22 protein-coding genes and 1 tRNA gene are annotated in these 24,913 nt (G+C 64.8%); 14 read left to right on the top strand and 9 right to left on the bottom strand.

Going from position 1 to position 24,913, the window contains the following annotated elements:
* The first annotated feature begins 21 nt into the window (after positions 1–21).
* Entirely contained in the window at positions 22–2,253 is a 2,232-nt protein-coding gene (locus I7X43_RS13185; protein ID WP_198101418.1) for a penicillin-binding protein 1A, read from the top strand.
* On the opposite strand, the gene I7X43_RS13180 is transcribed toward I7X43_RS13185, so the two are convergent.
* Together I7X43_RS13180 and I7X43_RS13175 are read right to left on the bottom strand one after the other, a co-directional pair.
* Positions 2,237–3,361 (bottom strand): beta-ketoacyl-ACP synthase III, encoded by a 1,125-nt coding sequence (locus I7X43_RS13180; protein WP_198101417.1) that lies wholly within the window; start codon positions 3,359–3,361, stop codon positions 2,237–2,239. The genes I7X43_RS13185 and I7X43_RS13180 overlap by 17 nt on opposite strands.
* 77 nt (positions 3,362–3,438) lie before the next feature.
* Positions 3,439–4,293 (bottom strand): substrate-binding periplasmic protein, encoded by an 855-nt coding sequence (locus tag I7X43_RS13175; RefSeq protein ID WP_198101416.1) that lies wholly within the window; start codon positions 4,291–4,293, stop codon positions 3,439–3,441.
* Between the two features lie 84 nt (positions 4,294–4,377).
* On the opposite strand from I7X43_RS13175, the gene I7X43_RS13170 reads away from it, so the two are divergent.
* From I7X43_RS13170 to galU, 3 genes are all read left to right on the top strand, one after another.
* Entirely contained in the window at positions 4,378–5,220 is an 843-nt protein-coding gene (locus I7X43_RS13170) for a substrate-binding periplasmic protein (protein ID WP_198101415.1), read from the top strand.
* 116 nt (positions 5,221–5,336) lie between these two features.
* A complete protein-coding gene (locus I7X43_RS13165; RefSeq protein ID WP_198101414.1) occupies positions 5,337–8,156 on the top strand; it encodes a valine--tRNA ligase in 2,820 nt (939 codons plus the stop codon).
* A gap of 8 nt (positions 8,157–8,164) precedes the next feature.
* Positions 8,165–9,037 (top strand): UTP--glucose-1-phosphate uridylyltransferase GalU, encoded by an 873-nt coding sequence (gene galU / locus I7X43_RS13160; protein ID WP_198101413.1) that lies wholly within the window; start codon positions 8,165–8,167, stop codon positions 9,035–9,037.
* 10 nt (positions 9,038–9,047) lie between these two features.
* Here the strand turns inward: galU and I7X43_RS13155 are convergent, their stop codons facing one another.
* Both I7X43_RS13155 and I7X43_RS13150 read right to left on the bottom strand, forming a co-directional pair.
* Entirely contained in the window at positions 9,048–9,623 is a 576-nt protein-coding gene (locus I7X43_RS13155; RefSeq protein ID WP_198101412.1) for a rhomboid family intramembrane serine protease, read from the bottom strand.
* A 141-nt stretch (positions 9,624–9,764) separates the two neighbouring features.
* Positions 9,765–9,849, bottom strand: a tRNA-Leu gene (locus tag I7X43_RS13150).
* A 106-nt stretch (positions 9,850–9,955) separates the two neighbouring features.
* On the opposite strand from I7X43_RS13150, the gene cysM reads away from it, so the two are divergent.
* Both cysM and I7X43_RS13140 read left to right on the top strand, forming a co-directional pair.
* Positions 9,956–10,864, top strand: a complete 909-nt coding sequence (gene cysM / locus I7X43_RS13145) for a cysteine synthase CysM (protein ID WP_198101411.1) — start codon at positions 9,956–9,958, stop codon at positions 10,862–10,864.
* On the top strand, positions 10,861–11,097 hold the full coding sequence (locus I7X43_RS13140; protein WP_198101410.1) for a sulfurtransferase TusA family protein: 237 nt from the start codon (positions 10,861–10,863) through the stop codon (positions 11,095–11,097). The genes cysM and I7X43_RS13140 overlap by 4 nt, the downstream gene beginning before the upstream one ends.
* Here I7X43_RS13140 and I7X43_RS13135 read toward each other — a convergent pair whose 3' ends face one another.
* On the bottom strand, positions 11,098–11,952 hold the full coding sequence (locus I7X43_RS13135) for an SDR family oxidoreductase (protein WP_198101409.1): 855 nt from the start codon (positions 11,950–11,952) through the stop codon (positions 11,098–11,100).
* Positions 11,953–12,011: 59 nt separating this feature from the next.
* Here I7X43_RS13135 and I7X43_RS13130 point away from each other — a divergent pair, with 59 nt between their 5' ends.
* From I7X43_RS13130 to I7X43_RS13105, 6 genes are all read left to right on the top strand, one after another.
* Positions 12,012–13,040, top strand: coding sequence for a CDP-6-deoxy-delta-3,4-glucoseen reductase (locus I7X43_RS13130; RefSeq protein ID WP_198101408.1), 1,029 nt, complete (start codon positions 12,012–12,014; stop codon positions 13,038–13,040).
* A 34-nt stretch (positions 13,041–13,074) separates the two neighbouring features.
* A complete protein-coding gene (locus I7X43_RS13125) occupies positions 13,075–13,773 on the top strand; it encodes a 2OG-Fe dioxygenase family protein (protein ID WP_198101503.1) in 699 nt (232 codons plus the stop codon).
* Positions 13,774–13,846: 73 nt separating this feature from the next.
* Positions 13,847–14,893 (top strand): Leu/Phe/Val dehydrogenase, encoded by a 1,047-nt coding sequence (locus I7X43_RS13120; RefSeq protein WP_198101407.1) that lies wholly within the window; start codon positions 13,847–13,849, stop codon positions 14,891–14,893.
* A gap of 16 nt (positions 14,894–14,909) precedes the next feature.
* Positions 14,910–15,779, top strand: coding sequence for a DUF2785 domain-containing protein (locus I7X43_RS13115; RefSeq protein WP_198101406.1), 870 nt, complete (start codon positions 14,910–14,912; stop codon positions 15,777–15,779).
* Between the two features lie 118 nt (positions 15,780–15,897).
* Positions 15,898–16,746 carry a CsgG/HfaB family protein gene (locus I7X43_RS13110; protein WP_198101405.1) on the top strand — a complete coding sequence of 283 codons (849 nt, stop codon included), beginning with the start codon at positions 15,898–15,900 and terminating at the stop codon, positions 16,744–16,746.
* Positions 16,743–18,164, top strand: coding sequence for a caspase family protein (locus tag I7X43_RS13105; protein ID WP_198101404.1), 1,422 nt, complete (start codon positions 16,743–16,745; stop codon positions 18,162–18,164). Before I7X43_RS13110 ends, I7X43_RS13105 begins: the two co-directional genes overlap by 4 nt.
* 87 nt (positions 18,165–18,251) lie before the next feature.
* Here I7X43_RS13105 and ald read toward each other — a convergent pair whose 3' ends face one another.
* Positions 18,252–19,367, bottom strand: a complete 1,116-nt coding sequence (ald, locus tag I7X43_RS13100) for an alanine dehydrogenase (RefSeq protein WP_198101403.1) — start codon at positions 19,365–19,367, stop codon at positions 18,252–18,254.
* A gap of 133 nt (positions 19,368–19,500) precedes the next feature.
* Between ald and I7X43_RS13095 the strand changes: the two genes are divergently transcribed.
* Entirely contained in the window at positions 19,501–19,965 is a 465-nt protein-coding gene (locus I7X43_RS13095; RefSeq protein WP_198101402.1) for an Lrp/AsnC family transcriptional regulator, read from the top strand.
* Positions 19,962–20,699: a 2-keto-4-pentenoate hydratase gene (locus tag I7X43_RS13090; protein ID WP_198101401.1), complete on the top strand. Its 738-nt coding sequence runs from the start codon at positions 19,962–19,964 to the stop codon at positions 20,697–20,699. Before I7X43_RS13095 ends, I7X43_RS13090 begins: the two co-directional genes overlap by 4 nt.
* 39 nt (positions 20,700–20,738) lie before the next feature.
* Here I7X43_RS13090 and I7X43_RS13085 read toward each other — a convergent pair whose 3' ends face one another.
* From I7X43_RS13085 to I7X43_RS13075, 3 genes are read right to left on the bottom strand one after another with little or no spacing between them, the layout of a single operon-like run.
* Entirely contained in the window at positions 20,739–22,010 is a 1,272-nt protein-coding gene (locus I7X43_RS13085) for a replication-associated recombination protein A (RefSeq protein WP_198101400.1), read from the bottom strand.
* Positions 22,007–22,615 (bottom strand): outer membrane lipoprotein periplasmic chaperone LolA, encoded by a 609-nt coding sequence (gene lolA / locus I7X43_RS13080; protein WP_198101399.1) that lies wholly within the window; start codon positions 22,613–22,615, stop codon positions 22,007–22,009. The genes I7X43_RS13085 and lolA overlap by 4 nt, the downstream gene beginning before the upstream one ends.
* Positions 22,612–24,909: a DNA translocase FtsK gene (locus I7X43_RS13075; RefSeq protein ID WP_310737573.1), complete on the bottom strand. Its 2,298-nt coding sequence runs from the start codon at positions 24,907–24,909 to the stop codon at positions 22,612–22,614. Before I7X43_RS13075 ends, lolA begins: the two co-directional genes overlap by 4 nt.
* Between the last annotated feature and the right edge of the window lie 4 nt (positions 24,910–24,913).

The raw sequence follows: 24,913 nt of genomic DNA, 5'->3' as shown, positions 1-24,913 counted from the left end.
CCCCTCTCGCCGAGTCCCGCATTGAAACGTCTCGCCCTTTGGATCCTGAGCCTGGCGGCTGGTGTCGCCTTGCTGACCGGCACGCTCGCCGCGGTGCTGTGGCAGCAGCTGCCCGACTTGAACGCGCTGTCTGACTACCAGCCCAAACAGGCCCTGCGCATCCTGAGTGCGGACGGCGAATTGCTCGGCGAGTTCGGTACCGAACGGCGCCGGTTTGTGCCCCTCAGTGACATCCCGAAGCCCCTGCAAGAGGCCCTGCTGGCGACAGAAGACGTTGATTTTTGGGAACACCCGGGCTTGGATTTCAGCGGCATCGTGCGGGCGGTCTGGCACAACCTCTGGCACGAACGACCGCACGGTGCCTCCACCATCACCCAGCAGCTGGCCAGGGATGTTTACCTAACCAAGCAGCAGGTCCTGAGCCGCAAGTTGGTGGAAATGTTGCTGGCCCTGAAGATGGAGCGGGAGCTGGGCAAGACCAAGATCCTCGAGGTCTACATGAACCACATCTACCTGGGACACCGGGCGTATGGGTTCGCCTCCGCGGCGGAGCGCTATTTCGGCAAGGATCTGAACACACTGACCCTGGCCGAGCACGCCATGTTGGCCGGCCTCCCCCAGAACCCAGTTCAAGTGAACCCCGTTGTGCACTGGCAGCGTGCGGTTCAGCGCCAGCACCACGTGCTTAACCGCATGCAGACCGTCGGTTTCATCAGCGCCGCCCAAGCCCAATCGGCAAAAAACCAAACCCTGCGGCTGCGAGCCCAGCCGAAGTGGGCCGGGACGGCCGATCACGCACTGGAAATGGTGCGCGCCGAGCTGTACTCCCGCTGGGGCGAAGACGTGTACGCCCGTGGCTTAACCGTCCACACCACCCTCAAAGTACCCGAGCAGATGGCCGCGCACGCGGCGCTTCACAAGGCCTTGTGGGCCCTTGAGCGGCGCCAGCCCTATCGCGGCGCCGAGGAGGGCCTGGCCGATCTGGCCGAAGATGGCAGCCTTCAACTCGCCAGCTTCACCGACCACGACGATTTGGATGACACACGAGCGGGCGTGATCCGAGCGGTGAGCCGTGATGCGCTGGAGGTGCAATTGCGTGACGGGAGTCGCATCACACTGAGCGGCCCGGCGCTCCGTCCCGCCCTGCCCTTCATCGGCGCCCAGGTTGCTGTGGCCCAGCGCCTGCAGAAGGGCTCCAAAGTTCGGTTGCTGGAGGTCAGCCCAGGCAAGTGGCAATTGACCCAACGGCCGCAGGTCGAAGGGGCGGTGGTGAGTTTGGAGCCCCAAACCGGCGCGATTCGGGCCCTGGTCGGGGGATTCGACTTCAAGCGCCTGCAGTTCAACCACGCGATTCAGGCCTATCGACAGCCCGGTTCGGCTTTCAAGCCCTTTGTGTACTCGGCATTGATTGAATTGGGCGCGGACAGCGAGACCCTGGTTCAGGACGAGCCCTTGCAAATTGGCGACTGGGCGCCGCAGAACTACGACCATCAGTTCGACGGGACGCTGACCCTGCGCCAGGCTTTGGCACGCAGCAAAAATACGCCGACAGTTCGTTTGCTACAGGAAATCGGCGCTGACCGCGGCCGTGCGTGGGCCGCGCAGTTCGGCTTGGAGTTGAATCGGCAACCCAGCAATTTGACCCTCGCCTTGGGCACCGGCGCCGTGACGCCGTTGCAAATGGCGGGGGCTTACGCAGCGTTCGCGGCTGGCGGCGAACGCCCTGAACCGCAATTGATCACGCGCGTCGTGGATGCCCAGGGACAGCTGATTTGGGAGGCCCCTCCGGCCCCGAAACTCCGGGCCGTCTCCGAGCGCAATGCCTTCATGACGGCGCAGCTGCTACAAGCCGTGATGGTGGAAGGCACGGGTGCCAAAGCCAGCGTGAGCTTGGCTCGTCAGGACTTGTATGGCAAGACCGGCACCACCAATGATGCCGTTGACGCGTGGTTTGTCGGATTCCAAGCCGACCGGGCGGCCGCCGTGTGGATCGGCTATCCGCAGCCGCGGTCACTGGGCGAACGCGAAACAGGCGGGGGTTTGGCCTTGCCGGTGTGGGTTGAAACCTTAAGGCCGGCACTCAAAGACCGCCCCCCGTCCCCGCTGCAGCCGCCGGACGGCGTCATTGATGTCCAAGGGAGCTGGCGCTATGAAGAATTCCAAGGCGATGCCAGCCTCCGCAAGATTGGCAGTGCCCCCACTGCGACGCCCGCCTCCGTACCGGCTTCCAGCGCCATCAACTCAGGCGCTTGACGATCACGCTGCCGATCGAATAACCGGCGCCAAACGAACAGATCACCCCCACATCGCCGGCCTGCAGATCCTGGCGGTGGCTGTGGAACGCAATGATGGATCCGGCTGAGGCGGTGTTCGCCCACTCGTTCAAGATCAACGGTGCGCGATCCGGCCCCGCGTCGTCGCCCACCAGCTTCTTCAGCACCAACTGATTCATACCCAAGTTGGCCTGGTGCAGCCAGAAGCGACGCACCGCCGCAGGCACCAGCCCCAAATCCCCCAAGTGCGCTTCAATGTGCGCAGCAGCCATGGGCACCACCTCTTTGAAAACCTTGCGGCCTTCTTGCCGGAAGGTTTTGTCGCGCTCCACGAAGTTGCTGTCTTCACAGCGGTTCATGAAGCCGAAGTTGTTGCGAATGTTGTTGGAGAACTGAGTCGCCAACTGGGTTCCTTCGACGGCCCATCGTTCCGCGGCCACAGCGGTATCGGCACGCTCGATGAGGATCGCTGTGCAGGTGTCGCCAAAGATGAAATGGCAATCTCGATCCCGCCACTCCAAGTGGGCGGAGGTGATTTCTGGGTTGACCACCAGTACGCACTGCGCACTGCCTGTCTTGACAGCATTCACGGCTTGAGCAATGGCAAACGTCGCCGACGAGCACGCCACGTTCATGTCAAACCCGTACCCCTTCGCGCCCAGTGCCGCTTGGATCTCGCAGGCCATGGCCGGGTAGGCTCGCTGCATATTGGCCGCAGCGCAATACACCGCATCAATGTCTGCAGGCGACCGTCCGGCCGCGGCACACGCCTGGCGGGCGGCATCCACAGCGATCTCCGCCATCAACGACAGTTCATCGTCCGCCCGGGCTGGCAGGCGGGGATACATCCGCTGGGGATCCAGCACGCCGTCGCGGTCCATGACGTAGCGGTTCTGAATGCCGCTGGCCTTTTCGATGAACTCCACGCTGCTGGGGGCCAACGCGACAACCTCGCCATCGGCAATGGCCGCGGCGTTTTCAGCATTGAAACGCTCAACGTAGGCATTGAAGGCCGCAACCAAGTCGGCATTGGGCACCGCATGGGGCGGCTTGAACAAGCCCGTTCCGGTAATGACGGCATCAAACATTCAGCACCCCCAATGGCAATCAAAAAAACGGATCAGTGTAGGGAGGGCCCCCGACCCCTGAGGACCCCAGATTGGAGTCAACGCTCCAAAGCCTGCAGTTCCGGCAAGCGCACATGCGAAGCCCACTCTGACCCCATGTGGTAGCGCAGGATGCGTTCAATGCTGCCATCGGTGTGCAAGCTGTGCAGCGCGTTCCTGAGCCGTCGCCGATCCGGCTCAGAGACCGTGAGCTTTGAGACGATCAGCCCGTGCACGATGCGCTCCTGAGGCGCCCAATCGAGCACCTGCACCTGGTCCTCCAGGTTGTGACGGCGAATCACCAAGGCCCAACTCGTGGGGAGTGCCAGAAAGGCATCCACCCGCTTGCCCACGAACAATCGCACCACGGTGTCGAAATCGGCGGCCTCCACGACCCGCCCTTGCGATCGCAGACGCTCCAACCACTCGTCGTAGAGCGGCCCATGCTTGAAACTCTTGACCACCGCAACCTGCAGTTCAGGGCGGGCCAAAAACCCGCTGGGGTCCAGGCCCGCGGCCACCGCTTCCCGCCGCCCCACCAAAAAATTCCGGGTGGAAAAGTAGGGCATGAATTCGGCAAATCGCTCGCGCTCCGGCGTCGCGATCCCAGACACACTGACATCCAACTGACCCGCAGCCAAGCGGCTCCAGATCCGCACCCGCGACTCCAGCACGGGTTCGAACGCACAACCGCTTCGCGCCTTCAAGGCTTCAATCACATCCAGATCGATGCCCTGCGCCGGCCCCTGCCCCGAGCGGTAATACAGCAAGCCCAACTCGTAAAAACCCAGGCTGAACGGCCCACAAGCCAGGGCGAATCCGGGGCCAAAGAGCAAAACCCCAATCGCCAGCCAACGCCGCCAAACGGGGGGCAGGACGACGTACTGCATCCAAGGCTCAAGGCGGGCTTTCATGCGTCGATTTTGCGGCGCACGCCCGCACCCGTCCAGCCGATCTCGCCCCTAGACGAGGTCCCCCCCGTTGCCCACAATCCGGCCATGGTCGCCCAACGCCACATCTGCACTTCGAAGGGGGTGTTTGCCCGAGGGCTCCTTCTCTTGGGCCTGTTGACCCTTGGGGGAGCCGTTCAAGCCTGCGGGCCTTACCGCGTGGCGTTTTATGAATTTGGGTTGCTGTATTACCGTGACTTGCAGGGTGTGGCCCGCGGGATCGATTTGGATGTCGTGGATGCGGTTCGCGAACGCAGTGGCTGCCGGCTTGACACCTGGGTGGACTCCCGCGTGCGCATCTGGAACCAACTGGCCGAAGGCCATTTGGACGTCACCGTGTCAGGCATTCCAACCGCCGAACGGGAGTTCCATTCGGAGTTCATGCCCTACATCTACACACGCAACATGCTGGTGTTGCGCCGGGGCTTGCCCAGAGAGCTGAAGACGCCCTCTGGCTTTCTGGGCGCGCACGACCGCCGAATCGCGGTGGTCAAAGGTTTTAAGCACGGTCATTTCTTTGACGAGTGGCTGGACAAGCTACGCACCCAGGGAGGCCGCACCGTCGAGGCCGCAGATTTCGAGGCGGTGGTGCGTCTGTTCAAGGCGGGGCGGGTCGATGCCTTCCTCGCTCTGCCCACCAGTTGGATCCTGGCGGCCCGTCGCCACGACATTGAAAGCTTGGCTGAACTGCAAGACTGGGCCCCTCAGGATCGGGTCATTGGCAGCCTGGTCGTGTCCCGTCACACCGTTCCTGAAGCGGACCGGCGACGCCTGAGAAGTGCCGTGCTCAGCCTGTTGGCCGACGGCAGCATCGATGCCATCCTGCGCCGTCACGTCGGTCCCGACTTGGCAGCCACCATGCGCTACCTGCCGCCGAGCGCAGATCGCTGAGATCGCACGCGCAGGCTCCCAAAGCGCCACTCTCTAGAATCTCGCGCTCTGCGCGGCGTTGAGAGCGCCCGCTGCGCCCTGTTTTTTGATCCGTTTGCCCCCCTGTGGGACCCGCCATGACCGAACTCGCCAAGTCCTTCGAACCCGCCGCCCTGGAAGCCCATTGGGGCCCGACCTGGGAGCGCGAAGGCCTCTATGCCCCCACGATGGAGGCCAGCAAGCCCAGCTTCTCCATCCAGCTGCCCCCGCCCAATGTGACGGGCACGCTGCACATGGGCCATGCGTTCAACCAGACCATCATGGATGCGCTGACCCGACTGCACCGCATGAAGGGCCACAACACCCTCTGGGTGCCGGGCACCGACCATGCCGGCATCGCCACCCAGATCGTGGTGGAGCGCCAGTTGCAGGGCCAGGGCGTGAGTCGCCATGACCTGGGCCGCAAGAACTTCGTCGCCAAGGTTTGGGAGTGGAAGGAAGAGTCCGGCAACACCATCACCACCCAAATGCGCCGCATGGGCGCCTCGGTGAGCTGGGACCACGAGTACTTCACGATGGACGAAAAGCTCTCGGCCACTGTGACCGACACCTTCGTCAAGCTGTATGACGAGGGCCTGATCTACCGCGGCAAGCGCCTTGTGAGCTGGGACCCGATCCTGAAGTCCGCCGTCTCCGACCTGGAGGTCGAGAGCGAGGAGGAGGATGGCTCGCTCTGGCACATCCGCTACCCGATGGCCGAGGGCTCGGAGTCGCTCGTGGTGGCCACCACCCGCCCCGAGACCCTGCTCGGCGACACCGCCGTCATGGTGCACCCCGAGGACGAGCGCTACGCGCACCTGATCGGCCAGCAGGTCAAGCTGCCCATCACGGGCCGGCGGGTGCCGGTGATTGCCGACGAGTACGTCGACAAGGCCTTCGGGACGGGCGTTGTGAAGGTCACGCCGGCGCATGACACCAACGACTACCAAGTCGGCCAGCGCCACGGCCTGCCGATGCTGACCATCTTTGATCTGGACGCCAAGGTCAGCAGCCATGAGGCCGCCGACATCCCGACCGCTTACGTCGGCCAGGATCGCTTCGTCGCCCGCAAGGCCATCGTGGCCGACCTGGAAGCGCAGGGCTTGCTGGTCGAAGTCAAGAAACACAAGCTGATGGTGCCGCGCTGCGCTCGCACGGGCCAGGTCATCGAGCCCATGCTGACTGACCAGTGGTTCGTCGCCATGAGCAAGCCGGGCAAGGGCGGCAAGTCCATCGCCCAGGGCGCCATCGAGGCCGTCGAGTCGGGCGAAGTGAAGTTCGTGCCCGAGAACTGGGTCAACACCTACAACCAATGGATGAAGAACATCCAGGACTGGTGCATCAGCCGCCAGCTCTGGTGGGGCCACCAGATTCCCGCTTGGTATGACGAGGACGGCAAGGTCTACGTCGCCCGCACGGAGGCCGAGGCGCAGGCCCAGGCGCCGGGCAAGACCTTGACGCGTGACCCTGACGTGCTCGACACCTGGTACTCCTCGGCCTTGGTGCCCTTTTCGACCCTGAACGAGTCCGAGAAGGACCTGTTCCTGCCCAGCTCGGTGCTGGTCACCGGCTACGACATCATCTTCTTCTGGGTCGCCCGGATGATCATGATGACCAAGCACTTCACCGGCAAAGTGCCCTTCCATCACGTCTACATCCACGGTCTGGTGCTCGATGCCCATGGCAAGAAGATGAGCAAGAGCGAGGGCAATGTGCTGGATCCGGTCGACCTGATCGACGGCATCGAGCTCGCACCCCTGCTTGACAAGCGCACCACCGGCCTGCGCAAGCCTGAAACCGCCCCCAAGGTGCGCAAGGCCACCGAGCAGGAGTTCCCCGAAGGCATCCCCGGCTACGGTGCCGACGCGCTGCGCTTCACCTTCGCCTCGCTGGCGACCCTGGGCCGTTCGATCAATTTCGACAGCAAGCGCTGCGAGGGCTATCGCAACTTCTGCAACAAGCTCTGGAACGCCACCCGCTTCGTGCTGATGAACACCGAAGGTCAGGACTGCGGCTTGCGCGAGCATCCCGGCGGCCTGTGCCCGCAGGGCTTCAACTTCTTCAGCCCGGCCGACCGGTGGATCGTCAGCCGCTTGCAGCGCGTCGAAGCCGAGGTGGCCAAGGCCTTCGCCGACTACCGTCTCGACCTGGTCGCCAACGCGCTCTACAGCTTCGTCTGGGACGAGTATTGCGACTGGTACCTGGAGATCGCCAAGGTGCAGTTGCAGGAGGCCAAGGCCGCGGGTAATGAGGCCGCGGCGCGCGGCACCCGACGCACGTTGATCCGTGTGCTGGAGACCGTGTTGCGTGCCTTGCACCCCATCACGCCCTTCATCACCGAGGAGCTGTGGCAAACCGTGGCCGTGGTCGCCGACCGCAAGAAGGCGGACGACGGTCAGCGCCTGGTATTGGCTCGCTACCCGGAGGCCAATCTGGACAAACTGGACGAGGCGTCCGAGGCCTGGTTGGCGCGCCTGCAGGAGGCCGTGGGCATCTGCCGCAGCCTGCGCTCAGAGATGAAGCTCAGCCCGGCCGAACGCGTGCCCCTGCTGGTGTGCGGGGACACCGCCTTCCTGGCCGAGGCTGCGCCCTTGCTCAAGGCTTTGGCCAAGTTGAGCGAGGTTCGGGTCCTGGAAGAGGCAGCTTTTGCTGAAGCCAGCCGCTTGGCGCCGGTGCTGGTGCTGGGGCAGGCCCGTTTGGCACTGGAAGTGCAGATCGACCTGGAGGCCGAGCGGGCCCGTGTGGGCAAGGAAGTGGCGCGCCTCGAAGGCGAGATCACCAAGGCCCAGGCCAAGCTGGGCAATGAAAGCTTTGTCGCCCGCGCCCCCGAGGCCGTCGTGGCGCAGGAGCGCCAACGCCTGGCCGACTTCGAGTCCCAGCTCAAGCAGCAGCGCGAGCAACTGACCCGTCTGGGCTAAGGAACAGCATGAGTGCCGCCGTCACCAAGGCCGTATTTCCCGTCGCTGGGCTCGGCACCCGCTTCCTGCCCGCCACCAAGGCCCAGCCCAAGGAAATGCTGCCCGTGGTGGACAAGCCACTGATCCAGTACGCCGTTGAGGAGGCCTACGCGGCAGGGGTGCGTGAAATGATCTTCGTCACCGGCCGCCACAAGCGGCCGATCGAAGACCATTTCGACATGACCTTCGAGTTGGAGGTCGCCCTTGAACAGGCCCAGAAGCAGGAACTGCTGGACGTTGTGCGCTCGGTCAAACCCGACGACATGGAGTGCATCTACGTGCGCCAGGCCCAGGCCCTGGGCTTGGGCCACGCCGTGCTGTGCGCCCAGCGCCTGATCGGTGACGACCCTTTTGCCGTCTTGCTGGCCGATGACCTGATGGTGGGCGAAACCCCCGTCTTGCAACAAATGGTCGAGCAGTTTGATGAGTGGCGCGCCTCGATCCTGGCCGTTCAGGAAGTACCGGCGGAACACACGCGGCGCTACGGCATCGTCGCCGGCACCGAGGTCAATGAGCGGCTGCTGGACATTCAACGCATTGTCGAGAAACCCGCACCCGAGGCCGCACCCTCGCGCCTGGGTGTCGCCGGTCGCTACATCCTGACGCCCGGTGTGCTGCGCGAGATCGCCAGTCAGCCGCGCGGTGTCGGGGGCGAGATCCAGCTCACCGATGGCATTGCTGGCCTGCTGCGCCGGGAAAAAGTGTTCGCGTACCGCTACGAGGGCCGACGCTACGACTGCGGCAGCAAAGAAGGTTTCCTGGAGGCCAACGTGGAGTTGGCCCTCGCCCACCCGGCCCTGGGGCCGGGGTTCAAGCAATTCTTGAAGACCTTGGCGCTTTAACGCGCGGCCTTTAGCGGCGGCCCCCGCGCCAGTGGCGCATCAACCCATAGGCGCCCACCATGCCCCCAAGATGGGCAAAGTGGGCGATACCCAGTCCGCCCGTCAAACCGAAGAACAGTTCCATCGCGCCAAACACCGCCACAAAGACCTTGGCCTTCATGGGAATCGGTGGGAACAGCGGCATGATGACGCGGTTCGGGAAGAGCAGCGCGTAGGTCAGCAACAAGCCGAACAGGGCGCCAGAGGCCCCAACGGTGGGCGCATTCACACCAGCGAGCGCGGTAAAGAGCAACTGCGCCGCCGCCGCACTCAGGATGCTGGCCCCGAGGAGTTGCGCATACCGTCGCGGCCCGAACACCGTTTCAATTTCACTGCCGAACATCCACAAGCCCAGCATGTTGAAAAAAAGGTGCAGCACATCGCCATGCAGGAAGGCGTAACTCACGACCTGCCAGGGTAGAAAGTACGGCGACTGCAAAGGAAACAGCGCCAACCACAGGCCCAGAGCGGGCCACAGGATCTGCAAACAAAACAGCGCCACGCAGGCCAGCATGAAGGCTTGGGTAAGGGGCGGGAGTTTGGGCATGGTGCGATGGCAAGAGCGGGTTCACAACTGCGGCGCAGTGTAGGTTGGGCAGCGAGCCATCCCTGCTGCCCTGCGGGGGCGCCGACAACCCGATCACCACAACCGGAAAAACAAAAAGCCGCTTAACAGCGGCTTTCTATTTGGTGCCCAGGGTCGGACTCGAACCGACACGCCTTGCGGCGAGGGATTTTGAGTCCCTTGCGTCTACCGATTTCGCCACCTGGGCAGGTGCTCTGCTGAGCGACTCAGCATGCTTTCAAGGCCTCGCCTTGATCGGAGCCCGCTATTCTGCCACAGCTTTTTTGAGTTCTTGCGGCGGCACAATAAGGCTCATGAATGTCGTGTACCCCACCCTTGAAGACGTCATTGGTCAGACGCCGCTGATTCGCCTGCAACGCTTGCTGGGTCCGGAGCTTGAGGCCCGTGGCAACGTGCTTCTGGCGAAGCTGGAAGGCAACAACCCCGCTGGCTCCGTCAAGGACCGCCCGGCCATCAGCATGATCCGTCGTGCCGAGGAGCGAGGAGACATCCGACCGGGTGACACCCTGATCGAAGCGACCAGCGGCAACACGGGAATTGCACTGGCCATGGCCGCAGCCATCCGCGGATACCGCATGGTGTTGATCATGCCGGAGGATCTGTCCATCGAACGGGCGCAAACGATGAAGGCCTTCGGCGCCGAACTCATCCTCACCCCGCGCAGCGGTGGCATGGAATACGCCCGTGACCTGGCGGAGCAGATGCAGCGCGAAGGCAAAGGCCGCGTGCTGGACCAGTTCGCCAACGCGGACAACCCCCGCGTGCATTACGAAACCACGGGGCCCGAGATTTGGCGCGACACGGGTGGCCGTGTCACGCATTTCGTGTCCGCCATGGGGACCACCGGAACGATTACCGGGGTTTCTCGGTTCCTCAAAGAACAGAACGCGGCCATTCGCATCGTCGGTGCCCAGCCCCAAGAAGGTTCGCGCATTCCGGGCATTCGCAAGTGGCCGCAAGCCTATTTGCCCAAAATTTATGACCCTGCGGGCGTTGACGAATTGGTGCTGGTCAGTCAGTCGGATGCCGAATCCATGGCCCGCCGGCTGGCCCGCGAAGAAGGCCTGTTCGCGGGCATCTCCGCCGCCGGCGCCTGCTGTGTGGCGCTGTCCATTGCACAGCGGGTGGAAAACGCGACCTTGGTTTTTGTGGTCTGCGACCGCGGCGATCGCTACCTGTCAACCGGAGTCTTCCCCGCATGAGCACGCCCAGTTTTGACCGTGAATTGGACGTTCGGGGCTTGAACTGCCCGCTTCCCATCTTGAAAGCCAAAAAAGCCCTGGCGGAAATCGAAAGCGGTCAGGTGCTCAAAGTGGTCGCCACCGATGCGGGCTCGCTGCGCGACTTTCAAGCCTTTACTCGACAGACGGGACACGGACTGCTAGCCCAACAGACTGAAGGCGCAGAGTTCCTTCACTGGGTGCGTAAAAAGTAGTTACCACCCCATCTCCGGGAGTGGAAACTTCAAAGTAAAGCGCAGCTCACGCTTTAGTCGTTCGTTGCCGATGCGGCGACTCTCCTGCAAAAAGCTCAGGGCCATCGGACTCAGTGACTGCGCCAACTCGTCTCGACCAACGCGGGGCGGTCGTGGCAATGCGAACTGATCGGCCACGAGGTCGAAGTGCTCGCCCATACGCCGGTCGCTGTCGTCGACGACGTTGAAAACACGCAGCGGCTGGGCGACCCACAAGGCGCGCCAGCAGGCCCGCGCCAAGTCATCGGCGTGGATGTGGTTGGTGTACACATCGTCCTCCGGCCGAAGCAGCGGCTTGCCGGAAAGCACGCGCTCACGCGGATGCCCATCCCGGTCCGCGGCATAGATACCGGGGGCGCGCAAGATGCTGAGGCGCACACCCCGCCGTCGTGCCCAAGCTCGCAGCTGAGTTTCTGCATCCACGCGTCGCCTCGCACGGTCGGTCTGCGGACTGCAGGGCGTGGACTCCGAGGTCCACGCCCCTGCCCGGTCTCCGTAGACGCCCGTCGTCGAGACATAGACCATGGCACGCGGGGCCTGGCAAACACTAAGCGCCGCGATGAGATTTCGAGTGCGGGTATCGCGGACACCATTCGGCGGGGGCGGCGCCAAATGAACGACGGCCTCAGCCCAGCCCGCCAAACGCCGGAGCGTTCGTGGATCGTCCAGGTCCCCCGCGTGGACGCGAAAGCCGACGCGGCGACAGTGCGCCAAGGATTCCACACGGCGGGCGAGGGCCAGCACTGAAACAGCCGAAGGAATCCGATGCAACAGCCGTTGGCCCACATCCCCACAGCCCACGATGAGCACCCGCATGCAAGCCTCCTCTCCTGCGGGGACAATCGCCACCCAGTTTGGTGCCCATTGAATTCCCCATGTCATTGACTGTCACTGTTCAACCCGCCGGCCGCACGCTCACCGTCGCGCGCGACACCACCATTTTGTCCGCAGCCATTGCGCAAGGTATTGCCCTGCCGTACGGCTGCAAGGATGGCGCCTGTGGGTCCTGCAAATGTCGGCTGGTCGAGGGCCGTGTGATTCATGGCGTTCACCAACAAAAGGCACTCAGTGATGCAGAGGAAGCCGCGGGCTTGATCTTGACCTGCTGTGCAACGCCGCAAACCGACTGTGTCTTGGAAGCGCGGACCGTGCCCGCGGAAGGCGCCCACCCGGTGCTGAAAATGCCCGTCCGGGTGGTGACGGCGGAACGGGCCGCGGCCGATGTGCTGATCTTGCGCCTGCAGCTCCCGGCCAATCAGTCGTTCCAGTACCACGCGGGTCAGTACTTGGAGTTCATCCTGCGCGATGGCAGCCGCCGTGCCTACTCCATGGCCACCGCGCCGGGCGCCTTGGAGAACCAAGTGGATTTGCACATCCGCCACATGCCCGGAGGCAAGTTCACCGACCACGCGTTTTCGGCGCTCAAGGAGCGGGACATCCTGCGGGCCGAGGGGCCGTTTGGTAGCTTCTTCCTGCGCAAGGACAGCAACAAGCCCATGGTTTTCTTGGCCAGCGGCACGGGTTTCGCCCCCATCAAGGCGTTGATCGAGCAACTGGAGCGCGAGGGCAACGCGCGCCCCGTCACGCTGTATTGGGGCGGGCGGCGTCCGGCCGACTTGTACCTGAGCGCATGGGTGGACGAGGCCCGTGCTCGCCTGAGTTGGCTGCGTTACGTGCCCGTGTGCTCGGACGCGCTGGCCGAAGACGGGTGGAACGGCCGGACCGGTTTCGTGCATCAGGCCGTGCTGCAAGACCAGCCGGACCTCAGCGGCCATGAGGTCTATGCCTGTGGCGCACCCATCGTGGTCGACTCGGCCCGGCGCGACTACACGCAAGCGGGCCTGCCGGAGGACTGCTTCTACGCCGACGCCTTCACCAGCGAAGCCGACAAGCACGGAGCCTGACCGCGTGTTCATCCCGCCCTTCATTGATGGCCCCATGGCCGACCGAGCGCTGGTTCAAAACGGCCAGGCTGTGCTGTCACCCTCGGGGATGGCCGCCTGGCTCGGGGCGTCGCTGGACGACGTGCTGAGCCTGCACCGCTATTGGAACGACCTGCCCCCCGACCCGCACCTGCGCGATGGCGGCCGCTACCGTTACCGCCGCCATGGCAGCCATGTGGTGACAGGCAACACCATCCAAGACATGCCGCACCGCGCCCACTGGCAGCCGCTGGACTACAACGCCTTGCACGGCGGCATTGAGCGATGGTTCGAGCCCTTGCCACCGACTCTGGCGGCTGAGCCCGCTTGGCAACGCCTGCTGCAACGCTTGGCCCGAAGTGCCTCGGCCTTGCGGGGCGAGCAGCCCTGGTTTGTGGAATCGCACCTGTTTCGCATCACCACCGAGGGCGGCATCGGTCGGCCCACGCCCGAAGGCGCACACCGCGATGGCGTGGACCTGGTGGCTGTGCTGCTGCTGGCGCGCCAGCACATCAAAGGTGGCGAAACCCGCGTCTTCGACGCCCAAGGCCCGGCCGGTCAACGCTTCACCCTGACCGAACCGGGCTGCCTGCTGCTGCTGGACGACGCTCGCGTCATTCACGAAGCCACACCCATCCAACCCGATGGGAACACGACCGGCTACCGCGATACCCTCGTGATCACCCTGCGCAGTGGCGCGTTTCAGGACCCCTGAGACGGCCCGGCGCCCCTCTCGCCCAAGGGCCACAAGCCCAACCGGCTTTTTTCTTGTACGAAAGCGCTACCCCATGCCTTCCTTCTTCGGTCTTCCCCACCAAGTCCCTCACGAGCGCGTGCTCATTGCCGCGGACGCCGCCACCGGCCTGCGCACCATGATCGCCATCCACAGCACGGCCCGCGGGCCGGCCTTTGGCGGTTGCCGCTTCTGGGCATACGAGAACGACCTGGCGGCGCACCACGACGCGCTGCGCCTGTCTCAAGGCATGAGCATGAAGAACGCCCTGGCCGGCCTGCCCTTCGGCGGCGGCAAGGCGGTGATCGTCAAACCCAAGGGCGACTTTGACCGGGCCGCACTCTTTGCGGCCTTTGCTCGGGCCGTCGACAGTCTGCAAGGCGCTTACATCACGGCGGAAGACGTCGGCACCACGACCGCCGACATGCGAGGGGTTCAGGCTCTCACGCCTTACGTTTCGGGCATCCCCCGCGAGGGCGCGTTCGGTGGTGACCCCAGTCCCAAGACAGCTTGGGGCGTTTTCGTGTCCATTCAAGCCGGCGCCAAGACCTTGCTGGGCCGCAGCGACTTGCAGGGTTTTCGTGTGGCGATTCAGGGCCTCGGGGCTGTGGGATGGCACCTGGCGGAATTCCTGCACCAAGCTGGCGCCCGCTTGGTGGTCGCCGACATCGACGCGGCCAAGACCGCCAAAGCCCAGGCGCAGTTTGGCGCCGATGTGGTGAGCGTCGAAACCATCTTGGCGCAGCCTTGTGACGTGCTCGCTCCTTGCGCGCTGGGCGCCTCGCTCAATGCTGCGTCCATCCCGCAACTGAATGCGCGCTTCATCTGCGGTGCCGCCAACAACCAGCTGGCGACGCTGCAGGACGGCAGTGCCCTGGCAGAACGCGGCATCACCTACCTCCCCGACTACTTGGTCAACGCGGGCGGCATCATTTCCGTGGCCCGCGAATTCCGAAACGAGGGGGAAGAAGGCGCCGTGATGGCGGAAGTCAGTCGCATCGCGGATCGGGTGCAGGAGCTGTTGGCTCGCATTCAAACCAGTGGCCGCACGCCCGCGGCGGAAGCCGATGTCTGGGCGCAGAGCCTCTTGGTTCGCGCCTGAGCCCATCACTCCCACCATGGCGCCGAGTTTCATCGTTCGTAACCTTCTCGGTGCCCTGGGGGCGCTGCTGGTGGCCGCCGCGGTTCACGCCACCCCCACGTGCCCGGACCGCAGCACCGTCGAACAAGCCCGAGCCGCGGACCAGCGGGAAGCCCTGCTGCCCGCCCTGGTGCAATGCCTGGGATCAACCGACCCCACTCAGCGGGACGCTCTGGGCTTTGAGACCCTGTCGCTCTGGTTGCGCGGCAAGCAACTCGGGCCCAACGCGCACCTGCGCTTGCTGGCCGAGTTGGAGGGCCAGTGGCTGCTGGACGACAACGGTGTGCGGCGCAGCTTCGTGCTGCTCAGTCTGGCGGAAGTCGCCCGCAGCGACCGGATTCAACCCTGGTTGAGCACCGAGGGCCGCCGTGCCTTGCTGGACAGCGCACTGCAGCGGGTTCAGGCGTGGTCAGACTACCGAGATTTTGATGACACCGTGGGTTGGCGCCATGGCATCGCCCATGGGGCTGACTTGCTTTTGCAGTTGGCCCTTCACCCCGCGCATGGGCCTGCCGAGCAAGCGCAAATCCTCACCGCCTTGGGCAGCCAGGTCCTGGCCCAGGGGCAACACGCTTATCAAGCTGGCGAAGGCGCGCGTCTGGCTCGGGCCACGATCTGGGCACTCATCAAGAGTGACTGGAATGACGCCAGGTGGCGGGCCCATCTCCAGCGCTTGGCGGGCGGCCTGGGACCGGACACGAACTGGAGTCGGGCGCGCCTGATTCGGTTGCACAACTGGCGTGAGTTCCTGTGGCCCCTTTATGTGGCCCTCCAGGAACAACCCGACGCGGCACTCAAAGCCCGCTACCTGCCGGCCCTGCAGGAACAGCTTCGTCGCCTGCCCTAACGGCTCTCTCCGCTCCGCGGGTCGGCGCATGCCCCACATGGGGGCTGATTTCGCGTCCGCGTCTCCTTACACTCGATCCAAAGCTGGTGAACAGCGACCTCGGTGAAGGAGATCCATCATGCAACATCCGGTGAGTTCAAGCACTCAATGCTCAGGTTCGCGCCAGGCCTCCAAGCGCCTCCCTTTGTTGGCTCTGCTGGGGGCCATTGGGTTCGGTGCCCTTTCTCCGGCCCAGGCCCAGGAAGGTAACCCTTCGCCCACCGCGGGTTCGTCTTACTCCCAAGACGCCAACCGACGGGCAGATCAGGCCAAGTACGCCCCCATCGAGTACGCCAACGCCAGCAAGCCCGGACCGAAGCTGATCGTCCTGCCGGGGGAGATCAAGGCCAGCAATGCCAGCTTCACGCAAAAGGTGACGCCCACCAACATTGCTGATTTCGCGGAGATCGAACTCACGCGGGCCAATTTCGTGGTGCTGGAGCGCAGTGACTTGGGCCCCCTGCTCCGTGAAGTGGAATTGGCGTATCAGATGGGCGACCCTCAGCAATCCGCCCGACTCTTCCAAAAAGGCAAACTCAGCGCCACCAAATGGCTGCTGAAGTTCGACGTTCTGAAGGCGGAACCTGTGGCGTCGTCTGGCGGGGGCATCAGCGGTGGCACGGCAGCGCGCTTGCTGAGCATTTTTGGCCGCACCCAGGCCGCGCATGCGGGCGCCGTGGTGGCGGACTCGGTGCGAACCGATGAGCAGGTGCAGGTCTGGTTGGTGGGGCTGCGCTACAAGATCCTGGATGCCAACACCTCCGAGCAAGTGGCCAATGGCTACATCGAAGACAAGCTCGAAACCGGGCGAACCAGTACCTCGGTGGCCGGGATCAGCAGCAACGCCGCGGGTGGCCTGGGCCTGGACAGCTTGGTGCAGCGCCTGGTGCAGCGCAGCGTCGCCGAAATCGACGCCCGCTACAAATGAACGTCAACGCGGTAGCACGGCGGGCGGCCATGGCCCTGCTGCTGGGGCTGGGACTGGTGATGAGCGCTGCGGCCGCCGAACTCAAACGCATTGCCCTGGTGATCGGCAACGCCGGCTACGCCAATTCGCCCCTGGTCAACCCGCTCAACGACGCCCGCGCCGTGAGCGAGAGCCTGCGGCGGCTTGGGTTCCAGGTCGTCAGTCTGGAAAACGCCTCGCAAAAACAGATGTTTGATGCGGTGCGCAGCTTTGGCGACGGGCTGCGCAACAGCGTGGGTCTGTTTTATTACGCGGGTCATGGCGTGCAGGTCAAAGGGCGCAATTTCCTCGTGCCCGTGGACGCCCAGATCGAGCGCGAGGACGAGGTGGCCTACAAGGCTTTTGACGTGAGCCAGGTGCTGGAGAAGATGGAGACGGCCAAAAACCCGCTCAACATCGTCATTCTGGACGCCTGCCGCAACAACCCCTTCGCGCGAACGGCCCGGTCGGGAGGCGGCGGCCTGGCGCAGATGGATGCACCCTCGGGCTCCATCGTGGCCTTCGCCACCGCGCCCGGCGCCGAGGCCTCGGACGGCAGCTCCGGCCACGGCCTCTACACCGCCCAGTTGCTGCGCCACATGAACACGCCCGGTCTCAAGGTCGAAGACGTGTTCAAGCGCACCCGCGTTGGCGTGCGCCAGGCTTCCTCGGGCCGGCAGATTCCCTGGGAGAGCACCTCGCTGGAAGGCGATTTCTACTTCGCCGCCGGCAGTACAGTCGCGGCGCCCGCACCGGCCACCGCGGTCGACCTGGACCAGGAGATGTGGCAACTGGTGGCGGACTCGGGCCAAACGGGTGCCTACCGCGCCTACCTGGACAAATTCCCGCAGGGTCGCTTTGCGGAGCAGGCGCGCAGCAAGGTGGTGCAAGCGGACACCCCAGAGCGCTCGGCGGGCGGGGCCCCGACCCGTTCGGGCCGCCGCTTCTCGTTCTCCGAAGAAGAAGAGAAGATGGACCGCGCCACCGTCGCCGGTCGCGAACTGGCCTTTGAGCGGCAATTGGCCGCGCTGGACTGCCCGCTGCAGCGCCGCCGCGCCCGCGTCTCGCTGCAGGTGGACGAACCCAGCGGCAGCGGCTTTGGCCTCGAACTGGCCCGACGCCTGCGCCAAGCCGGGTGGCAGGTGGGGCCCGGTGGGGATTACACCGTGGTCGGCACCGTCAGCGCCCAGCGTCAGGCCCATCGCATGCTGCGGGTGTACGAGCTGAGCCTCAACGTGGCCTTGCAGCTCTTCAATGCCAAGGGCGTGAGCCTGGTCAGCAGCCTTTCGCGCGGCGAATCCTTCGCCGGCGGCAATGGTGAGGCGGCCCTCAACGAACTGCAGCAAGGCCAGGCTCTCGACGCCGCCAGCCAGTTGGTGACCCAGTTTTGCCGCAACTGAAACGGCCGGTGGAACAAAAACGGCGCCCCCGCGGCGCCGTTTTTGCATGAAGGGCCGCGCCAAGCGCGACCGCCCCTCAAGTCCGGTTCAAGCCAGCCATTGCGCCGGGTTGGCGTAAGGCTTGCCCAGGTCCTTGGCCACGGCTTCATACGTGATGTGGCCTTCATGCACCGTCAGACCGGCGGCCAGGTGCGCATCGTCCGCGCAGGCTTTGCGCCAGCCCTTGTTGGCCAGCGCCAGCGTGAACGGCAGCGTGGCGTTATTCAGCGCGAAGGCCGAGGTGCGCGGCACGGCGCCGGGCATGTTCGCCACGCAGTAGTGGACGATGCCATCCACCTCATAGGTGGGCTCGGCGTGCGTGGTGGCGTGCGAGGTCTCGAAGCAGCCGCCCTGGTCGATGGCGACGTCCACGATCACGGCGCCGGGCTTCATGCGGCTCAGTTGCCCGCGGCGGATCAGCTTAGGCGCCGACGCGCCCGGCACCAGCACCGCACCAATCACCAGGTCAGCCGACAGCACAGCGGCCTCGGTGTTGTCGATGTTGGCGTACTGGGTTACCAAGCGGCCGCCAAACACCTCGTCGAGTTGCCGCAGGCGCGGTAGCGAGCGGTCCAGCACCACCACCTCGGCGCCCAGGCCCATGGCCATGCGGGCCGCATGCGTGCCCACCACGCCCCCGCCAATCACCACCACCTTGGCCGGCGCCACACCGGGCACGCCGCCCAGCAGCACGCCCCGGCCGCCATTGGCCTTTTGCAGCGCCACCGCGCCCACTTGGATGGCCATGCGGCCCGCCACTTCGCTCATAGGCGCCAGCAGGGGCAGGCCGCCGCGCGAATCGGTGATGGTTTCGTAGGCAATGGCGGTACAACCGCTGGCGATCAAGCCCTCAGCCTGCACGGGGTCCGGTGCCAGGTGCAGGTAGGTGAAAAGCAGCTGACCTTTCTTCAGCATCGCCGTCTCAGAGGGCTGCGGTTCCTTGACCTTGACGATCATGTCAGCCTCGGCAAACACCGCAGCGGCATCCGGCAGGATGCGCGCGCCCGCGGCCACGTACTCCTCGTCCGGGCAGCCAATGCCCTTGCCCGCACCGGCTTGCAGCACCACCTCGTGGCCGGCAGCCACCAGTTCCCGCACGCTCGGCGGCGTCAGGCCAACGCGGTACTCGTGGTTCTTGATTTCGGTCGGTACGCCAATACGCATGAGGGGCTCCGTGAGGTGAAGGATGAAAGTCCGTTACTGTCGGACGATCCGCCTCGAAGCTTCTCGCATTTCAATCAAGGGTTATCCCTTGGTTCGCACAACTTTATTCGAAGAATCAAAGACACTACGCCGCATGACACCGGAACTGGACCGAATCGACCGTGAGCTGTTGCGCCTCCTCCAGGATGACGGTCGACTCAGCAACGCCCAGTTGGCCGAGAACGTTGCGCTCAGCCCGTCGGCTTGTTTGCGGCGCTTACAGCGGCTGGAAGCCGATGGCGTGATCCAAGGCTACCGAGCCCTGCTGCAGCCAGACGCCATCCAGCGCGCGCTGACCGTGTTCATCGAGGTGACGCTGTCCGGGCAGGGCAGCCACGCCCTGGACGCCTTTGAGCGCGCCGTCGCCGCCTGCCCCGCCGTGCTGGAGTGCCACCTGATGAGCGGTGACTTCGACTACCTGCTACGCGTGGCGGTGGCCGACATGGCGGACTACGAGCGCCTGCATCGCCATACCATCAGCGCCCTGCCCCATGTCACCCGCTTGCGCACCGCCTTCGCCATGCGCTCGGTGATTCCGCTACGGGGCTACCCGCTGTGACGTCGCTGGAGCACTTCGCTGCGGCCTTGCAGGCGGGAGGCTTGGTCATGCCGCATCCCGGTCTGAGCTTGCCCCAGGCGTATCAGGTTGCAGCCCTGCGCCACCGCCTACGGCTGGCGGCGGGCGAGCGCCCCATCGGCCGCAAGATTGGCCACACCAACCCGGCGAACTGGCCGGCCCAGGGCTTGAGCGCGCCCACTTGGGGCTGGCTGTATGCGAGCAGCACCGAGGCCCCGGGCGAGCGACTCCGCATCAGCGCCTGGCGCGAGCCCAAGGTCGAGCTGGAATGCGTGCTGCGCCTGTCGCGCACGCCGGCCTCAAGCGACGAGTTGCCCGACTGCGTCGACGCCATGGCCATGGGCCTGGAAATCGTCGACCGGCCCTACCCCAGTTGGGCCATTGGCGTGCCCGATTCGGTCGCCGCCGGGGGCGTCCACGCCGGCCTGCGCGTGGGCCCCTGGTTGCCGCTGGATAGCGCCGTGCTGCCAGCGCTGCAGGCCGAGCTTCAGGTCGGGGCGGCGCGCAGCGAAGGCGGCAGCGCTGGGGTCTTCGGCAACCCCTTGAGCGCGCTGGCGCGATTGATGGATGTGCTCGCGGAACAAGGGGCGCCACCCCTGCAGGCGGGCGAGTGGGTCACCACCGGTGCGCTGGCCCCAGCGTTGCCGCTGCGCGCTGGAGAGCCCTTGTGGGCACAGGCAGCGGGCTTGGGGACTTTGAGCTTGCGCGTGGTGTGAGCGGCGCCGGGTGAGCAGCCCAGGCGAGCGGGGCCACGTTCAGCCTACCGGCCCATTCGCCGCCCGCAAGCGCGCCAGCTTGTCCGCGATCTTGGCCTCCAAGCCGCGGTCATTCGGCTCATAAAAGCGCTGGGCTTCCAGCCCCTCGGGCAAATAGGTTTGCCCCGCCGCAAAGGCCTCGGGCTCGTCGTGGGCATAGCGGTAGGCCACGCCATGACCCATTTGTTTCATCAAGGCCGTGGGGGCATTGCGCAAGTGCAAGGGCACAGGGCGGGCCCCGTCCGACGCCACCACGGCGCGTGCCGCCTTGAGGGCCAGGTAGCCCGCGTTGGATTTGGGCGCGACCGCGAGGTAAATCGCCGCCTCGGCCAGGGCCAGTTCGCCCTCAGGAGAACCCAGGCGTTCGAAGGCCTGCGTCGCTGCCACGGTGAGCTCCAGCCCGCGCGGGTCCGCGAGGCCCACGTCTTCGGCGGCGATGGCCAGCATGCGCCGCGTGAGCACCTTCCCATCCGCCCCGCCATCCAGCATGCGCACCAACCAGTAGATGGCCGCATCTGGGTCCGAACCGCGCACCGATTTGTGAAAAGCGGAGAGCTGGTCGTAAAACGTATCCCCGCCCTTGTCGAAACGGCGTTGGCGCGCCCCCAGCACCTCGGCCACACCTTGGGGCGTGAGCGCGCCGGGCACCCGCGCCACCGCCTCGGCGGCGTTGAGCAGGCGCCGGGCATCGCCGTCGGCCCAGGCCATCAGGGCTTGCGCGGCGTCTGCCGGAATCGTCACCCCCAGTGCTTGCGCCGCCCGGCTCACGAGCGCTTGCTGCTCTGCTTCGCTCAGCGACTGCAGCACATGCACGCGGGCCCGGGAAAGAAGTGCCGCATTGACCTCAAACGAAGGGTTCTCGGTCGTGGCGCCGATGAAGACAAAAAGCCCCGATTCCACATGCGGCAAGAAAGCGTCTTGCTGAGCTTTGTTGAAACGATGCACTTCATCGACGAACACCACGGCTTGGCCCCTCAAGCGCGCCTGTTCGACAGCGTCGCGGATGTCCTTGACGCCCCCAAGCACAGCGCTGATGGCGATGAAAGGCAAGCCGCTGGCCTCAGCCAATAAGCGGGCCAGCGTGGTCTTGCCGACCCCCGGTGGCCCCCAGAGGATCATGGAATGCAGTTGCCGGCTCTCAGCCGCCACCCGCAGCACCTTGCCGGGGCCGAGCAGATGGGTTTGACCCACGACCTCGTCCAAGCGCGTGGGCCGCAACCGCTCGGCCAGGGGCGCCGCCGGCGCCGTGGCAAAGAGGTCGTCAGTGCTCACGGCGTGTCGATCACGTCCATGCCCGCGCTGGGTGTGAAGCGGAGGCGCTCGGCCGCGATCGACACGTTGGCCTCAAAGCCCGCAAACACCAGACGGGAGCGTTGACCCAAGCCATCGACGATTTCCAGCAAGGCGAGCTCCCGACCCCGCAGGCCGATCCGCAGGCTCTGAATGCCCGCATCGGTCTGCTTGGGCGTGGCGGCGACCCAGGCAATGCCGTCCTGCTCGCCATCGTTCTTGAGCTTGAACGCGTCGCCCAGTGAGGCACCCGCCAGCAGCGCCACCGGGGTGCTGGAGAGCACCGCATCCAAGGGACGGCTGCTGGCCTGGTTCAGGTCCGGATCGATCATCCAGACTTTCTTCCCGTCGCCAATCAGGGTTTGGTTTTGCGGTGCGGCGTAGTCGAAGCGAAAGCGATTGGGCCGTTGGAACTCAAACTGCCCCTTGTTGCTGCGTGCCTTCTTACCATCGGGCGAGGTCACGGTCTGCACAAACTGCATGCGCGCGCTTTGAATCTCACGCTGGAAGCGGAGCAATTGCTCCAGAGCATCGGCCTGAGCCACCCAGGGGGCGATGGCCAAGACGGCCGTCAAAAAGGGTTTCATTCGTCGTTGCGCCGCGGGACGATGATCTCGCGGTTCCCATTCGTGGCCATGGTGGACACCAGGCCGGACTTTTCCATTTGCTCCAACAACCGGGCGGCCCGGTTGTAGCCAATGCGCAGATGGCGCTGTACCAGGGAGATCGAGGCGCGCTTGTGCTCCAGCACCACGGCCACGGCTTGGTCGTACATCGGGTCGGCCTCGCCATCGGCGTGGCCATTGCCTGATGCACCTTCGCCGCCCTCGCCCTCCAGCACACCACCTTCCAGGATGCCCTCGATGTAGTTGGGCTCGCCGCCTTGCTCCTTCAGATATTCGACGACCCGGTGGACCTCCTCGTCGCTGACAAAGGCACCGTGCACACGCACCGGCAACCCCGTGCCACTGGCCATGTAGAGCATGTCACCCATGCCCAGCAGAGCCTCGGCGCCCATTTGATCGAGGATGGTGCGGCTGTCGATCTTGGAACTCACCTGGAAGGAGAGTCGCGTCGGGATGTTGGCCTTGATCAGGCCAGTGATCACATCGACCGAAGGCCGCTGCGTGGCCAGGATCAGGTGGATGCCGGCGGCGCGCGCCTTCTGTGCCAAGCGAGCGATCAACTCCTCGATTTTCTTGCCCACGACCATCATCAGGTCCGCGAGCTCGTCGATGACGACGACGATGTGCGGCAAGCGCTCCAGCGGCTCGGGGCTTTCCGGCGTCAGGCTGAAAGGGTTGGGGATGCTCTGCTCTTTGGCCGTGGCTTCGGCAATCTTTTTGTTGTAGCCGGCCAGGTTGCGCACCCCCAGCTTGCTCATCAGTTTGTAGCGGCGCTCCATCTCGCCCACGCACCAGTTCAGCGCGTTGCCGGCCTGCTTCATGTCGGTCACGACCGGGCACAGCAGGTGCGGAATGCCTTCGTAGACGCTCATTTCCAGCATCTTGGGGTCGATCATGATCAGGCGCACGTCCCGCGCCTCGGCCTTGTAGAGCAGGCTGAGGATCATGGCGTTGATGCCGACCGACTTGCCCGAACCGGTCGTGCCGGCAACCAAGCAGTGCGGCATCTTGGCGAGGTCAGCGACAACTGGCGCACCCACGATGTCCTTGCCGAGAGCCATGGTGAGCATGGAAGCCGCGTCGGCGTACACCTGTGAGCCCAGGATCTCGCACAGGCGGATGGTCTGTCGCCGTGCGTTGGGCAATTCCAGGGCCATGCAGTTTTTGCCCGGAATGGTTTCGACGACCCGAATCGAAGTTAGGCTCAACGAGCGCGCCAAGTCCTTGGCCAAATTGACAATTTGGGAGCCCTTGACCCCGGTGGCTGGCTCAATTTCATAGCGCGTAATGACCGGCCCCGGATAGGCGGCGACCACATGCACTTCGACTCCGAAGTCACGCAATCGTTTTTCGATCATGCGGCTGGTCATTTCCAGCGACTCCGGCGTGACGGTCTCGATCCGCTGCGGAGGCGGGTCCAGCAGGTCAATTTGCGGCAGCTTGGTGTCAGCCAATTCCTGGAACAGCGGCTGCTGACGCTCGGCAACCACTCGGGTCGAAGGCGCCAAATCCACGATCTCGGGCTCGATCAGCAAAGGCTCATGCTGAACATCCTGAGTCCGCCATTCCTCCTTGGCTTCGAGCACCTCCGCCTCGCGGTCGACCATGGCTTGCTCGCCCAAGCGACGGTCCTCCAACTGCTCCCGTTGCGCGGCACGCCGCTGATTCCAACCCTCCAGCGATGCCCCGATGCGCTCCGCCCAGGCACCCCATGAAAAGTCAAGCGCCCATGCGGAGCCCATCAAGGCCAACACAATCGCGGCAAGGCCCGAGCCCACAAAACCGAGCCACTGCATGGCCAGCGGCCCCAGACCGTAGCCCAGAACCCCACCCGCATGACCGGGCAACCGGGACTCAAAGGCATAGAGCCGGGTCCACTCCAAGGTGCAGCTGGCCATCAGCAAAAGGGCGGTGCCCAGCCACCGCTTGACGGTGATTCGCAGGGCAGGCTGCGCAGCGCCCTCCCGCCACAAAGCAGCCAGCGCACTGAGCCAGTGGCGTGCCATGACCACAACGATCCACCAGGCGGAATATCCGAGGGTGAACAGCAACCCATCGGAAATCCAAGCACCCAAGGTCCCCAGACGGTTGTGCGCCAGGGTTCGTTCCGTGGCAATTGAAAACGCGGAGTCCAGCGCGTTGTGGCTACTCAGTGCCACGACCAGCAAACCCCAGATTAGGGCAGAGCCCACCAACCCAATCGGGTTGCGAATCCAGCGCCCCCCGCTCGCCCCGTTGGGCGCGGTATCCATCATCAAT

The sequence above is a fragment of the Inhella gelatinilytica genome (assembly GCF_016093295.1).
GTDB classification, from domain to species: Bacteria; Pseudomonadota; Gammaproteobacteria; order Burkholderiales; family Burkholderiaceae_C; genus Inhella; species Inhella gelatinilytica.
Note: the sequence above shows the minus strand (reverse complement) of the source record. Positions and strands in the feature narration are given on the sequence as shown.